Source organism: Pseudomonas sp. AAC, assembly GCF_000725445.1.
In the GTDB taxonomy this organism is placed as follows: domain Bacteria; phylum Pseudomonadota; class Gammaproteobacteria; order Pseudomonadales; family Pseudomonadaceae; genus Pseudomonas; species Pseudomonas citronellolis.
In genome coordinates this window covers 54093-67657 of the sequence record NZ_KL647102.1, presented here as the reverse complement: position 1 = coordinate 67657, position 13565 = coordinate 54093, and the positions used below count along the sequence as shown (strand labels likewise).

At 71.0% G+C, this 13565-nt stretch carries 11 protein-coding genes and 2 riboswitches; of the genes, 4 read left to right on the top strand and 7 right to left on the bottom strand.

From position 1 onward, the window contains the following. Positions 1-214 precede the first annotated feature (214 nt). A complete protein-coding gene (cobM, locus tag FG99_RS27770; protein WP_043273442.1) occupies positions 215-964 on the bottom strand; it encodes a precorrin-4 C(11)-methyltransferase in 750 nt (249 codons plus the stop codon). A gap of 46 nt (positions 965-1010) precedes the next feature. Further along, a complete protein-coding gene (locus FG99_RS27765; protein ID WP_043273441.1) occupies positions 1011-1415 on the bottom strand; it encodes a cobalamin biosynthesis protein in 405 nt (134 codons plus the stop codon). A 99-nt stretch (positions 1416-1514) separates the two neighbouring features. Then, a riboswitch (cobalamin riboswitch) is annotated at positions 1515-1706 on the top strand. 91 nt (positions 1707-1797) lie between these two features. Here FG99_RS27765 and cobW point away from each other — a divergent pair. Continuing rightward, the gene (gene cobW / locus FG99_RS27760) at positions 1798-2850 is read left to right on the top strand and encodes a cobalamin biosynthesis protein CobW (protein ID WP_043273439.1); all 1053 of its coding nucleotides are present in this window, start codon (positions 1798-1800) and stop codon (positions 2848-2850) included. Positions 2851-3044: 194 nt separating this feature from the next. Next, positions 3045-6776 carry a cobaltochelatase subunit CobN gene (gene cobN, locus FG99_RS27755; protein ID WP_043273438.1) on the top strand — a complete coding sequence of 1244 codons (3732 nt, stop codon included), beginning with the start codon at positions 3045-3047 and terminating at the stop codon, positions 6774-6776. A gap of 378 nt (positions 6777-7154) precedes the next feature. On the opposite strand, the gene FG99_RS27750 is transcribed toward cobN, so the two are convergent. Beyond that, entirely contained in the window at positions 7155-8252 is a 1098-nt protein-coding gene (locus FG99_RS27750; RefSeq protein ID WP_043273437.1) for a 3-deoxy-7-phosphoheptulonate synthase, read from the bottom strand. 275 nt (positions 8253-8527) lie between these two features. After that, complete coding sequence (locus tag FG99_RS33000) at positions 8528-8662, bottom strand: hypothetical protein (RefSeq protein WP_256205109.1); 135 nt, start codon at positions 8660-8662, stop codon at positions 8528-8530. A gap of 156 nt (positions 8663-8818) precedes the next feature. On the opposite strand from FG99_RS33000, the gene FG99_RS27745 reads away from it, so the two are divergent. Both FG99_RS27745 and FG99_RS27740 read left to right on the top strand, forming a co-directional pair. Beyond that, a complete protein-coding gene (locus FG99_RS27745; protein ID WP_043273436.1) occupies positions 8819-9820 on the top strand; it encodes a magnesium chelatase ATPase subunit I in 1002 nt (333 codons plus the stop codon). Beyond that, the gene (locus tag FG99_RS27740) at positions 9802-10485 is read left to right on the top strand and encodes a vWA domain-containing protein (RefSeq protein ID WP_256205141.1); all 684 of its coding nucleotides are present in this window, start codon (positions 9802-9804) and stop codon (positions 10483-10485) included. Before FG99_RS27745 ends, FG99_RS27740 begins: the two co-directional genes overlap by 19 nt. A gap of 7 nt (positions 10486-10492) precedes the next feature. On the opposite strand, the gene FG99_RS27735 is transcribed toward FG99_RS27740, so the two are convergent. From FG99_RS27735 to FG99_RS27725, 3 genes are all read right to left on the bottom strand, one after another. Further along, complete coding sequence (locus FG99_RS27735; protein WP_043273433.1) at positions 10493-11116, bottom strand: glutathione S-transferase family protein; 624 nt, start codon at positions 11114-11116, stop codon at positions 10493-10495. Between the two features lie 254 nt (positions 11117-11370). Further along, positions 11371-12099, bottom strand: coding sequence for a cobalt-precorrin-6A reductase (locus FG99_RS27730; protein ID WP_043273432.1), 729 nt, complete (start codon positions 12097-12099; stop codon positions 11371-11373). Continuing rightward, the gene (locus FG99_RS27725) at positions 12096-13298 is read right to left on the bottom strand and encodes a bifunctional cobalt-precorrin-7 (C(5))-methyltransferase/cobalt-precorrin-6B (C(15))-methyltransferase (RefSeq protein ID WP_043273431.1); all 1203 of its coding nucleotides are present in this window, start codon (positions 13296-13298) and stop codon (positions 12096-12098) included. The genes FG99_RS27730 and FG99_RS27725 overlap by 4 nt, the downstream gene beginning before the upstream one ends. Positions 13299-13375: 77 nt before the next feature. Then, a riboswitch (cobalamin riboswitch) is annotated at positions 13376-13560 on the top strand. Positions 13561-13565: the final 5 nt, after the last annotated feature.

The following is a 13565-nucleotide window of genomic DNA, read 5'->3' as shown; positions in this document are numbered from 1 at the left end:
GGGACCGTTGGGCAGAGTTGGATGTGCTGCAGTTAGCCGGCTGTCTCGACGGTTTCCGGCTGAAACCACTCCTCCTCTCGGCACGGACAAGCCCCCTCTCCCTTCAGGGAGAGGGCTGGGGAGAGGGAAAGGCGCCACACCCAGCACCAGAGCATCCGGTTGGCACCATTCGCGAGCAAGCTCGCTCCTACAAACAAGACCCAGCCATCTGCCGTCAGTCCGGCCGATACAGATGCCCATGCCCCGCGCTATACAACGACGACTCGCCGCCCCCCTCCGCCGCCAGCACCCGCCCGACCAGAATCAGCGCAGTCCGCTTGAAGCCCTTGGCCCGAGCCTTGGGCAGGATGTCGCCAAGGGTGCCGCTGACCTGGTCCTGGTCCGGCCAGCTGGCGCGGTGGATCACCGCGATCGGGCAGTCCGCGCCGTAGTGCGGCAACAGCTCCGCGACGATCTTTTCCAGCTGGCCCACGCCCAGGTGGATGGCCATGCTCGCCCGGTGCCGTGCCAGGTCGCCCAGGGCCTCGCCCTCGGGCATCTTCGTGCGGCTGGCGTAGCGGGTGAGGATCAGCGTCTGCGACACCTCCGGCAGCGTCAGCTCGCAGCCCAGCAGCGCGGCGCAGGCGGCAGTTGCAGTGACGCCGGGGACGATCTCGTAGGGGATGCCGAGCCGGCGCAGGTGCTGGATCTGCTCGCCGATGGCGCCGTACAGCGAAGGGTCGCCGGAATGCACGCGCGCCACGTCCTGGCCTTTCGCGTGGGCCTCGGCCAGCAGCGCGACTATCTGCTCCAGATGCAGCTCGGCGGTGTTCACCACCACCTCGGCGCTGTGCCCTTCGAGCACCGCCTCGGGCACCAGCGAGCCGGCGTAGAGGATCACCGGGCAGCTGCGCAGCAGACGCTGGCCCTTGACCGTGATGAGCTCGGGATCGCCGGGGCCGGCGCCGATGAAATAGACCGTCATGGGCGTTTCGCTTCGGATCGGGAAAGGCGCAGTCTACCCCAGCCCGCTATCCCATCAGAGCCGGCGCCATGGCCAGCGCGCAGGTGGCATTGGCGCTGCGCCGCTTGGGCACCACCAGCCGCGCCGCGCCCTCGGCCAGCGCTTCGGCCAATGCCAGGGCAGCAGCCTCAGCCACGCCAGCGCTGCCGGTGACCTGGCGGGCCTGCTCGGAAGTGGAAGTCAGGCGCTGCTCGTAAGGCGCCAGGCGCTGCGCATCCAGCAGTTCCAGGGGCAGGCGCAGTTGCCGCGACAGGTCGCGCAGGCCGCCCTCCAGGGCCTTGGCCTCGCTGCTGGCCAGGGCGCTCAGCGCCGCCTCGTCGAGGCCGGCCTCGCGCAGGCAGGCGCGCAGCAGGGCGAGCAGTTCGTCGGCGCCGCAGCCACGGCGGCACCCCAGTCCGGCAACCAGTATCACGCGGGCGATCCTTCCACGGGCAATCGCCGGGCAGCACAGCACGGCCCCGCTGGGGCGTCAACCGGCCCGGCGGCGATTGACCGCCCGCCGGGCACTGCGTAGCCTTTGCCGCTTCGAGGTTCTCCGGCCCGGCGCCGGAGCTAAGAGGGAACGTGGTCAAGGCCACGGCTGCCCCCGCAACTGTGAACGGTCCAAAACCCTTCGAATGCCACTGCCCACGGGCGGGAAGGCGAAGGCCAGGCGCAAGCCGGATCGTGAGCCAGGAGACCTGCCTCGAACCAGCATTACCACAACCGGGCGGGGTGATCCGGTGGCGGCTTCCGACGCGCGGAACCTCCGTGCGCGCGCCTCTGCCTCCCGCCATCGCAGCGCAGAGGCGACCATGCAAACCCTGGCCAAGCTCCCCGTCACCATCGTCACCGGCTTCCTCGGCGCCGGGAAGACCACCCTGCTCCGGCACATGCTCGACAACGCCGAAGGTCGCCGCATCGCGGTGATCGTCAACGAGTTCGGCGAACTGGGCATCGACGGCGAAATCCTCAAGCAATGCTCCATCGGCTGCAGCGAAGAAGAAGCCGTGGGCCGCGTCTTCGAACTGGCCAACGGCTGCCTGTGCTGCACCGTGCAGGAAGAATTCTTCCCGGTAATGCGCGAACTGGTGGCGCGTCGCGGCGAGCTGGACCAGATCCTCATCGAGACCAGCGGCCTGGCCCTGCCCAAGCCCCTGGTGCAGGCCTTCCAGTGGCCGGAAATCCGCAACGCCTGCACGGTGGATGCGGTGATCACCGTGGTCGACAGCCCGGCGGTGGCCGCCGGCACCTTCGCCGCCCATCCCGAGCAGGTGGACGAGCAGCGCAAGCAGGACCCGAACCTGGACCACGAATCGCCACTGCACGAACTGTTCGAAGACCAGTTGGCCAGCGCCGACCTGGTGGTGCTGAACAAGGCCGACCTGCTCGACGCCGACGTCCTCGCGCAAGTGCACGCGCACGTATCCGAAGAGCTGCCGCCGGCGGTGAAGATAGTCGAAGCCAGCGCCGGCCAACTGCCGCTGTCGGTGCTGCTGGGGATCAACGCCGAGGCCGAGCTGCACATCGACAGCCGCCCCACCCACCACGACCACGAAGGCCATGAGGACCACGACCACGACGAGTTCGACTCCTTCCACGTCGACCTCCCGGAAGTGCAGGAACACGCCCTGCTCGCCGCCCTCGGCCAACTGGTGGAGCGCCACGCGGTGCTGCGCGTCAAGGGCTTCGCGGCCATCCCCGGCAAGCCCATGCGCCTGCTGGTGCAAGGCGTGGGCAAGCGCTTCGACAAGCACTTCGACCGCAAGTGGCTGAGCGACGAAACCCGCGCCACCCGCCTGGTGGTGATCGGCCAGGAGCTGGACCAGGCCGCCATCGCCAACGAATTGCGCACCGCGCTGGCATGAACACCCTCACCCCCAACCCCTCTCCCGGAGGGAGAGGGGGCTGATCCGGCGCTTCGCCGATAGGCCGGCGCACGAGCACGGGCCGTGCCCATCGGTAAGCACAATGTCCGCGCGCACACCGAACCGGCCCCCTCTCCCTTCAGGGAGAGGGCTGGGGAGAGGGCGCTCCTGACCGAGCGAAAGAGGTCCCCCGCATGCACCTGCTGCGCACCCAACCCGGCGGCTTCGTCCCCGACGACGGCATCGCCCACCTGGCCCAGACGCCCGCCGAGCTGGTCATCCTCTGCAGCGGCGACTCGCACCTGGCGCTGCTCGCCGAGGCCGCCCGCGCACTGCCCGACGACTACCCGAGCCTGCGCCTGGCCAACCCCATGCAGTTGCAGAACCACGCCTCGGTGGACCTCTACGTCGACGAGGTGCTGCGGCACGCAAAGGTCATCCTCATCTCGGTGCACGGCGGCGTCGGCTACTGGCGCTACGGCATCGAGCAACTGGTGGCCCTTGCCGAGCGCGGCGCCACGCTGATCCTGGTGCCCGGCGACGACAAGCCCGACCCCGAACTCAGCGCGCTGTGCAGCGTGCCCCCCGGGGAAGCCGAACGCCTCTGGCAGTACCTGCGCCAGGGCGGCCTGGACAACGCCCGGCAATTCTTCGCCAACCTGGCCAGCCAGTACCTCGACCGTGCCTATCCCTGGAACGAACCGCGCACCCTCCCCCGCGTCGCCCTGCATCACCCCACCCATGCCGCAGCCGAACTCGGCCACTGGCAGGCCGAGTGGAACCCCGGCTGGCCGGTGGCGGCGCTGCTGTTCTACCGCCCCCACCTGCAGGCGGCGAACACCGGCTTCATCGACACCTTCTGCGCCAGCCTGCGCGCGCAGCAGCTCAACCCGCTGCCGATCGCCGTGGCCAGCCTCAAGGAAGCGGCCTGCCTGGAGCAGGTCGAGGCGCTGCTGGACGAGGCCTGCGCCGAGCTGATCATCAACACCACCGGCTTCGCCCAGTCCAACCCGGACGCGCCCCAGGCCCGCCCGTTCCGCCGCGACGTGCCGGTGCTGCAGGCCATCTGCTCGCTGGACAACCTCGAACTGTGGCGCGCCAACGCCCAGGGCCTGGGCCCGCGCGACCTGGCCATGCACGTGGCGCTGCCGGAGCTGGACGGCCGCCTGATCACCCGCCCCGTCAGCTTCAAGGGCCTGGCCTGGCGCAGCGAGCGCAGCCAGAGCGACGTGGTCTGCTACCTGGCGCACCGCCCGGGCATGGACTTCGTCGCCGAACTGGCGCGGCGCTGGGTGCTGCTGGCGCGCAAGGCCAACGCCGACAAGCGCGTGGCGCTGATCCTGGCCAACTACCCGACCCGCGACGGGCGCATCGGCAACGGCGTCGGCCTGGACACGCCCGCCGCGGCGCTGAACATCCTCCGCGCCATGGAAGCCTCGGGCTACCCGGTGGCCGGCCTGCCGGAGACTGGCGATGCGCTTATCCACAGCCTGCTCGGCGGGGTGAGCAACGACCTCGACAACCTCGACCTGCGCCCCTGCGCCCAGAGCCTGGCGCTGGCCGACTACCTGGCCTGCTTCGCGCGCCTGCCCGAGGCCAACCGGCGCGCCGTGCGCGAACGCTGGGGCGAGCCCGAGCAGGACCCGATGCACCGCAACGGGCGCATGATGGTCGCCGGCCTGCGCCTGGGCCTGGCCTTCGTCGGCATCCAGCCGGCGCGCGGCTACCAGCTCGACCCGGCGGCCATCTACCACGACCCGGCGCTGGTCCCGCCGCACGGCTACCTGGCCTTCTACTTCTGGCTGCGCGAGGCCTTCGGCGCCGACGCGGTGATCCACGTCGGCAAGCACGGCAACCTCGAATGGCTACCGGGCAAGGGCGTGGGCCTGTCCGAGGAATGCTGGCCGGACGCGATCCTCGGCCCGCTGCCGAACCTCTACCCGTTCATCGTCAACGACCCCGGCGAAGGCGCCCAGGCCAAGCGCCGCAGTCAGGCGCTGATCATCGACCACCTGATGCCGCCGCTGACCCGCGCCGAGAACTACGGCCCGCTGCGCGACCTGGAGCGCCTGGCCGACGAGTACTACGACGCCTCGCTGCTGGACCCGCGCCGCGCCGTGCAGCTGCGCGGGGAAATCCTCGACGCGGTACGCGCCGCCGCCCTGGACCGCGAGCTGGGCCTGCAACTCAACGACGACGAAGACAGCTGGCTGCCGCAACTGGACGCCTACCTCTGCGACCTCAAGGAATCGCAGATCCGCGACGGCCTGCACGTGTTCGGCGAATCGCCGGTGGGCCAGCTGCGCCGCGACACCCTGCTGTCGCTGGTGCGCATCCCGCGGGGCGACGGCAAGGGCGGCAACGCCAGCCTGCTGCGCGCCCTGGCGGCGGACCTGCAATTGGGCCGCGACCCGCTGGACAGCAACTTCGCCGAACCCTGGGACGGCCCGCGCCCCGAGGTGCTCCGGCAAGTCAGCGACGAACCCTGGCGCAGCAACGGCGACACCCGCGAGCGCCTGGAACTGCTGGCCCTGCAATTGATCGAGCAGGACCTCGACGGCCCCGGCGAAGCCAGCGCGCTGGTCCTCCGGCAACTGCGGGAAAACGTCGCGCCCTTGCTGGATGCCTGCGGCGCCAACGAGATCGGCCAACTGCTCGCCGGGCTGAACGGCCGCTTCGTCCCCGCCGGCCCCAGCGGCGCGCCCAGCCGCGGGCGCCTGGACGTGCTGCCGACCGGGCGCAACTTCTTCACCGTGGACGTGCGCAACCTGCCCACGCCCACCGCCTACCGCCTCGGCTTCCAGTCCGCCAGCCGCCTGCTGGAGCGCCACCTGCAGGACCACGGCGACCACCTGCGCCAGCTCGGCCTTTCGGTGTGGGGCACGGCGACCATGCGCAGCGGCGGCGACGACATCGCCCAGGCCCTGGCGCTGCTCGGCGTGCGCCCGGTGTGGCAGGCCGGCAGCCAGCGCGTGGAAGACTTCGAGATCCTGCCGCTGAGCCTGCTCGACCGCCCGCGGGTGGACGTGACCCTGCGCGTCTCCGGCTTCTTCCGCGACGCCTTCGCCAACCTCATCCGCCTGTTCGACGCCGCGGTGCAAGCCGTGGCCGCGCTGGACGAGCCGGAAGACATGAACCCCCTGGCCGCCCGCATGCGCGCCGAAAGCACGCAGCTGCAAGCCAGCGGCGTGACCGAGGAAGAAGCCCGGCGCCAGGCCGGCTGGCGCATCTTCGGCGCCCAGCCCGGCGCATACGGCGCGGGCGTGCAAGGGGTGATCGAGGAACGCAGCTGGGAGAACCGCGCCGACCTCGCCGCGGCCTACCTCAACTGGGGCGGCTACGCCTATGGCGCCGGCGACGACGGCACCCCGGCCCGCGAACGCTTCGCCCAGCGCCTGGACGGCCTGCAGGCGGTGTTGCACAACCAGGACAACCGCGAGCACGACATCCTCGACTCCAACGACTACTACCAGTTCCAGGGCGGCATGCTCGCCGCCGCCGAGGTCATCCAGGAGCGCCGAGTGGCCAGCTACCACGGCGACCACAGCCAGCCGGACAACCCGCGCATCCGCACGCTGAAGGAAGAACTCGGCCGCGTGCTGCGCGCCCGCGCGGTGAACCCGAAATGGATCGCCGGGATGAAGCGCCACGGCTACAAGGGCGCCTTCGAAATGGCCGCCACGGTGGACTACCTGTTCGCCTTCGACGCCACCAGCGAGCTGGTGGAAGACCACCAGTACCAGCTACTGGCCGACGCCTACCTGCTGGACGAAGACACCCGCGAATTCATCCAGCGCCACAACCCCGAAGCCCTGCGCGACATGGCCGAACGCCTGCTGGAGGCGCAGCAGCGCGGGCTTTGGCAGGAGCCTGGGGAGTATCGCGAGGCGTTGGAGAACATTCTGGTGGATAGCGAGGAGCAGTGAGGCGCGTGCTGGCTCTTCGTAGGAGCGAGCTTGCTCGCGAACAGGGGCTCGCCGGCGACTCCAGTGTTTTCGGCTGAGTCCGCCCCCTCTCCCCAGCCCTCTCCCTGAAGGGAGAGGGGGCTAGTCCGCGCCGAGATGAGGAGTGGTTTCAGCCGGAAACCTTCGGCGCTGCCGGCTAACTCCGAAATACCCGAGCACACCGAACGGTCCCCTCTCCCTTCAGGGCGGGGCGCGCAGCCGAGGGTTAGGGAGAGGGCGCTCTCATACCTGGCACCGACACGACCGGGAAACCCCCTTCGCGAGCAAGCTCGCTCCTACAGGCATCCAGTAACGTAGGGCGTATAACCGTTCGCGGTTATACGCCCTACGCCGAGCCCATTACCCCCGCCGCAACCGCCCCGCCGCATCCAGCAACAATGCCTCGGTCCCGCTCCAGCCCAGGCACCCATCGGTAATGGAAACCCCATAACGCAGCTCGCCCTTCAGCGGCTGGCAGCCGTCGAACAGGTGGCTCTCCAGCATCACCCCGCGCAGCGAGGCGTCGCCGCCCAGGCGCTGGTCGAGCACGCTGGCCAGCACCGCCGGCTGGCGCAGCGGGTCCTTGGCGCTGTTGGCGTGGCTGCAATCGACCATGATCCGCGCCGGGATGCCCTGCTTCTCCAGCCCCTCGCGGGCCGCGCGCACGCTGGCCACGTCGTAGTTCGGCCCGCCGTGGCCGCCGCGCAGCACCAGGTGGGTGTCCGGGTTGCCGAGGGTCTGCACCAGCGCCGGGCGGCCCAGGCCGTCGATGCCGAAGTGCTGGTGCGGGTGCGCCGCCGAGCGCATGGCGTCGCAGGCGATGCCGAGGCTGCCGTCGGTGCCGTTCTTGAAGCCCACCGGCAGGTCCAGGCCGCTGACCAACTCGCGGTGCACCTGGGATTCGCTGGTGCGCGCGCCGATGGCAGCCCAGCCCAACAGGTCGTCGAGGTAGCCGGCCACCAGCGGCTGCAGCAGCTCGGTGGCCACCGGCAGGCCGCGTTCGAGCATGTCCAGCATCAGCCGGCGCGACAGCGCCAGGCCCTCGGCCATGTCGCCGCTGCCGTCCAGGCGCGGGTCGTACACCAGGCCCTTCCAGCCGACGGTGGTGCGCGGCTTCTCGACGTAGGCGCGCATCACCAGCAGCAACTGGTCGCTCACTTCGGGGGCCAGGGCGGCGAGGCGTTCGGCGTAGTCGAGGGCGGAATCGGCGTCGTGCAGGGAACAGGGGCCGACCACCACCAGCAGGCGCGGGTCGCGGCCGTCGAGGATGGCGCGGATGGCCTGGCGGTCGTGCTGTACGCGTTCGGCCAGGGCGGCGGAAAGCGGCAGGCGCTGGCGCAGTTCGGCGGGGCTCGGCAGCGGCTTTTCGCGGCGGCGGGCGGAGGGGCGCGGCAGTTCGAGGACTTCAGCGGACTGCGGCAGGTCGTTGCGGATCAGGGCGGAAACGGAGGAGTTCATGGACTGGCATCCTTGGCCGGCGCGGTCATGGCCGCGCGCGGCGCTATCTGAGTGTTCGACTGAGTAGTTCGGGTGTGGCAGCGGTACGGCTGCTAAATCGCCAGTCGGAGGTGCGGTAATAGCGGTAGGTGGTGTAGGCGGTCATGTTTCGATCCTCTGTTGGAATTGCGTTGGCCTTGTGGGCCGGAAAAACAAAAACCCCGGTCGGGTTGCCGACCGGGGTTTGCTGAAACTGTCTGGTTGGCGACCCTGCTTGCTAGGGCGCCTGTGGGGTATCAGGCGCGCCTGTGGCTAAACCAATACCCATAGAAGAAATAACCGGCGGCAGCGGCCAGCACCTGCGCGCGAGCGACCGCGGAGCCGAGGGCACCGGGGCGGGCGAGGGACTGGATGGACAGGCTGGACGGCATGGTTATCTCCACAAGATGCCGGCCAAGCTACCGCATCGGCGCGGGGCTTTCAATCATCCTTTCCTATCGCCTTCATCGACGGCGCCTCGCCCGGCCGCGCCGGCTTCGCTACCATTCGCCTTTCAAGCCCACCCAGGCACGCCGCAGGTAACGCCCATGCAACCGCACTTCCCCCTCGCCGCCGTGGTCGCCGCCGACGACCTGAAACTGGCGCTGTGCCTGGCCGCCATCGACCCGGCCATCGGCGGGGTGCTGATCGAGGGCCCGCGCGGCATGGCCAAGTCGACTCTGGCCCGCGGCGTGGCCGACCTGCTCGACGGCGGGCGCTTCGTCACCCTGCCCCTGGGCGCCAGCGAGGAACGCATCGTCGGCACCCTGGACCTCGACGCCGCCCTGGGCGAGGGTCGCGCGCGCTTCTCCCCGGGCATCCTGGCCAATGCCGACGGCGGCGTGCTCTACGTCGACGAGGTGAACCTGCTGCCCGACCACCTGGTGGACCTGCTGCTGGACGTGGCCGCCAGCGGCGTCAACCATATCGAGCGCGACGGCCTGTCCCACAGCCACCCGGCGCGCTTCGTGCTGATCGGCACCATGAACCCCGAGGAAGGCGAACTGCGCCCGCAGCTGCTGGACCGCTTCGGCCTCAAGGTCGGGCTGGGCGGCACGCCGCCGCCGGCCGAGCGCGCCGAGATCGTCCGCCGCCGCCTGGCCTTCGACGCCAACCCACAGGCCTTCCTCGGCCACTGGCAGGCCGAGCAGGACGCCCTGCGCCAACGCTGCGCCCAGGCCCGCCAGCGTCTTCCCGGCATTCCCCTGGACGACGCCGCGCTGCAGGCCATCGCCGAGCGCTGCTACGCCGCCGGGGTGGACGGCCTGCGCGCCGATCTGGTCTGGCTGCGCGGCGCCCGCGCCCATGCCGCCTGGCGCGGCGCCGAGCGCATCGAGAAGGAAGATATCGACGCCCTGGAGCCCTTCGCCCTCGCCCACCGCCGCCGCCATGCGCCGCCACCACCAGCGCAGCCGCAGGCACCCCAGGCCCCGGCCGCCAACCAGCCCGAACAAGGCGCGCAAAACGAAGGCCAGTGGGGCGAACTGCCGCCCCGCGCCGTGCCCACCGGCGCCACCCGCGAACTGCCGGGCTGGCCAAAAAAGCCCTGAGCATCCGCCCGCGCCCGGCCCCAGGCGCGGATGCCAGCCCCCCACCCGGCCAACTCGCCGGCGGCCGCAGCGGCGCCCGCTGGCACGGCGCGCTGTCGCGCATCGACTGGCCGGCAACCTTCCTGCGCGGGCGCCCGAAGAAGCGTGACGAACTGGTGCTGCGCGCCCGCAGCGCCAAGCCCCGCGAACTCTGGCTGGTGATCGTCGACGCCTCGGCCAGCACCCGCCGGCACGGCGCCCTGGGCCAGGCCAAGGGCCTGCTGGCGGAAGTCTTCGAGCAGGCCTACCGGCAACGCGCGCGCCTGGCCGTGCTGCATGCCGCGGGGCGCCAGCCGCGCTGGCTGTGGCAGGGGCAGAAGGCTTCGGCGCAGTTGCGCGACTGGCTGCATGACCTGGGCGCTGGCGGCGGCACACCGCTGCCCGAGGCGCTGGCCCAGGCCGCCGACTGGCTGCAGCAGCGCCAGCGCCACAAGCCCGGCGAACGCCAGCGCCTGCTGATCGTCACCGACGGCCGCCTGAGCGACTGCCCGTCCCTGGCGCCGCTGCCCTGCGCCAGCCTGCTGGTGGATATCGAGAGCGGCCCGGTGCGCCTGGGCCGCGCCCGCCAGTTGGCCGCGAACCTCGGCGCCGAATACCGCGCCATCGGCGACCTGCCCCTGCGCTGAAGCAGGCTCAGGGCAGACCGTTGCAACCGTGCTCGCGGAACCCCGGACGCTGGCCCAGCCGCTGGTAATAGGCGGCCACGGCCGGCAGTTCGGGGCGCTGCATCGGCGTCATGAACCAGCGCTGCACCGACAGGCCGATGGCGACGTCGGCCAGGCTGAAACGCTCGCCGGCGACATGGGCGCCGGTGCGCTCCAGCTGGCGGTCGAGCAGCGCCATCAGCCGGCCCCATTCCCGCTCGCTCGCCGCGATGGCAGCAGCATCGGCATGGGCCGGGCTGTTGCGCACCCGCGCCATGAACACGTAGCGCCAGGCGTTGTTCAGCTCGGTGGCCTGCCAGCCCATCCACTGCTCCACCAACGCCCGTTCGCGAGGCGCGGACGGCAGCAGCTCGTCGCGCGGGTACTGGCTGGCGAGGTAACTGCAAATGGCATTGCTCTCCCAGAGCACGAAATCGCCGTCCACCAGCACCGGCACCAGCGCATTGGGATTGAGCGCGAGGAATTCCTCCGAGTCGGTGGCGCGGAAACCGCTGCCCCAGTCTTCCCTGGCGTAGGGAAGCTGCAGCTCGGCGCAGGTCCACAGCACCTTGCGCACATTGATCGATGAGGCCTTGCCGAGAATCCGCAGCATCTGCCGGCTCCTTGTCGAAAAGGGCAGCTTAGAGCGTCGGCGGGCGGTTCGCGAGCAAGCCCTGCACCCTCCCCACCCGTAGGATGGGTTGAGCGAAGCGATACCCATCACCATGGCAGCATGGGTTTCGCATGCTCAACCCATCCTACGAAAGCACCCCGGCGCGATGGGCAAGACAGTTGCTCCCATAGGCGGCGCACACACGCTCTTCATAGGAGCGAGGGGACGCCTAGTTCTTGCTCGCGAACCCGGCCCTACAGAAGCGGCTCCAACGCCATCCACAACGCCTCGACGCTGTCGAACCACCGATCCACCTCGGGCAGCTCCGGCCGCGCCAGGATCAGCACCGGCACGCCCCGCTCGCGCGCCACCTGCAGCTTCGGCTCGGTGGCCTGGCTGCCGCTGTTCTTGCTCACCAGCACGTCGGTGCCCAGGCGCGCGAACAGCTCGCGCTCGCCCTCCAGGCTGAAGGGCCCGCGCGCGCCCAGCACTTCGGCGCGCGCATTGCCCGGCAGGCTCTGCAAACAGCGCACGGTCCAGAACTGATGTTCGGGAATCTCGCCGAGGTGCTCCAGCGGCTCGCGCCCCAGGGTGAACAGCGGCCGGCAGAACGGCGCCAGGGCGGCGATCAACTGCGCCCAACCTGCCACTTCGCGCCAGTCGTCACCGGGCCCGGGCTGCCAGCCGGGGCGGCGCAGGGCCCAGCAGGGCACGCCGGCCAGCTGCGCGGCGCGGGCGGCGTTGCGGCTGATCTGCGCGGCGTAGGGATGGGTGGCGTCGAGCAGCAGGTCGTAGCCCTGCCCGACGATGAAATCCGCCAGGCCCTCGGCGCCGCCATAGCCGCCGACGCGCACCTGGCAGTTGAGGTCGTCGGGCACCTTGCCCAGGCCGGCCAGGCTGTACAGGTGGCCGGGGCCGAAGCGGCGGGCGATGGCCAGGGCCTCGCCGATGCCGCCCAGCAGCAGGATGCGTTTGCCGCTCACGGCTTGCGCATCGCCAGCAGGGTGATCGGCAGGGCCGCGCGCCAAGTGTCGAAGCCGCCCAGGGGCTGCGCCTGGGCCACCTGCAGGCGCACCAGCTCGCCGCCGTGACGTTCGCGCCAGCCGACCAGGGCCGCCTCGCTCTGCAGTGTCACCGCGTTGGCCAGCAGCCGGCCGCCGGGCTTGAGGCAGTCCCAGCAGTACTCCAGCACGCCCGGCACGGTGACGCCGCCGCCGATGAAGATGGCGTCCGGCGCCTCCAGGCCTTCCAGGGCTTCCGGTGCGCGCCCGGCCACCAGTTGCAGGCCGGGCACGCCGAGGGCGTCGCGGTTGTGGGCGATGTGTCCGAGGCGGCTTTCCTCGGCCTCGATGGCGAAGGCCCGGCAACTGGGGTGCGCGCGCATCCATTCGATGCCGATGGAGCCGCAGCCGGCGCCGACGTCCCAGAGCAGTTCGCCCGGCTCCGGGGCCAGGCGCGCGAGGGTCACCGCGCGCACGTCGCGCTTGGTCAGTTGGCCGTCGTGGCGGTAGGCGTCGTCGGGCAGGCCGGGGGTCAGCGCCAGGCGCCGGGCATCGGCGCCGGCCACGCAGTCGATGGCCAGAACGTTGAGCGCAGCGGCCTCGTCCAGCGACCAGTCGGCGGCCAGGCCGTCGATGCGTCGCTCGCGCTCGCCGCCCAGGTATTCCAGCACGCTCAGCCGGCTCGGCGCGAAGCCGCGTTCGCGCAACAACGCAGCCACCGCTGCCGGGCTGCGGCCATCGGCGCACAGCACCAGCAGGCGGCGCCCCGGATGCAGGCGCGCGTTCAGCGCCGCCAGCGGGCGGCCCACCAGCGACAGCAGCTCCACGTCCTGCAGCGCCCAACCCAGCCGCGCCGCCGCCAGGCTCACCGAGGACGGCGCCGGCAACACGCGCATTTCCGCCGCCGGCAGTTGCCGCGCCAGGCTCGCGCCCACGCCGAAGAACAGCGGGTCGCCGCTGGCCAGCACGCAGGTCGGGGTGCCGCGCCGCGCCAGCAGCGGCGCCATGTCGAAGGGGCTCGGCCAGCGCCTGCGCTGCGCGCCGATGCACGGCGGCAGCAGGGCCAACTGGCGCTCGCCGCCGAACACGTCGCTGGCCGCCAGCAGGGCGCGGCGGGCGGTCTTGCCGAGGCCGGCATAGCCGTCCTCGCCGATGCCGACGATGGTCAGCCAGGGCGTCATGGGGGTTCCTCTGCGTTGCGACACTGCGCCGCCGGCGTTCCGACGGGCAGGGTTTTCAAGGGGTCGGGCAAAGCGGGCATAATACAGCCTTCGTCGGTGCCCATCAGGGCCGAAGAGGGAACGCGCAGGAGCCATCCAAGCGCGGCTGCCCCCGCAACTGTAAGCAGCGAGTCCACGCGTCATTGGCCACTGGGAGACCGGGAAGGCCGCGTCGGGCAAAGACCTGCCAGCCAGGAGACCTGCCGACGGGACCAGTCGCGTGTGCAA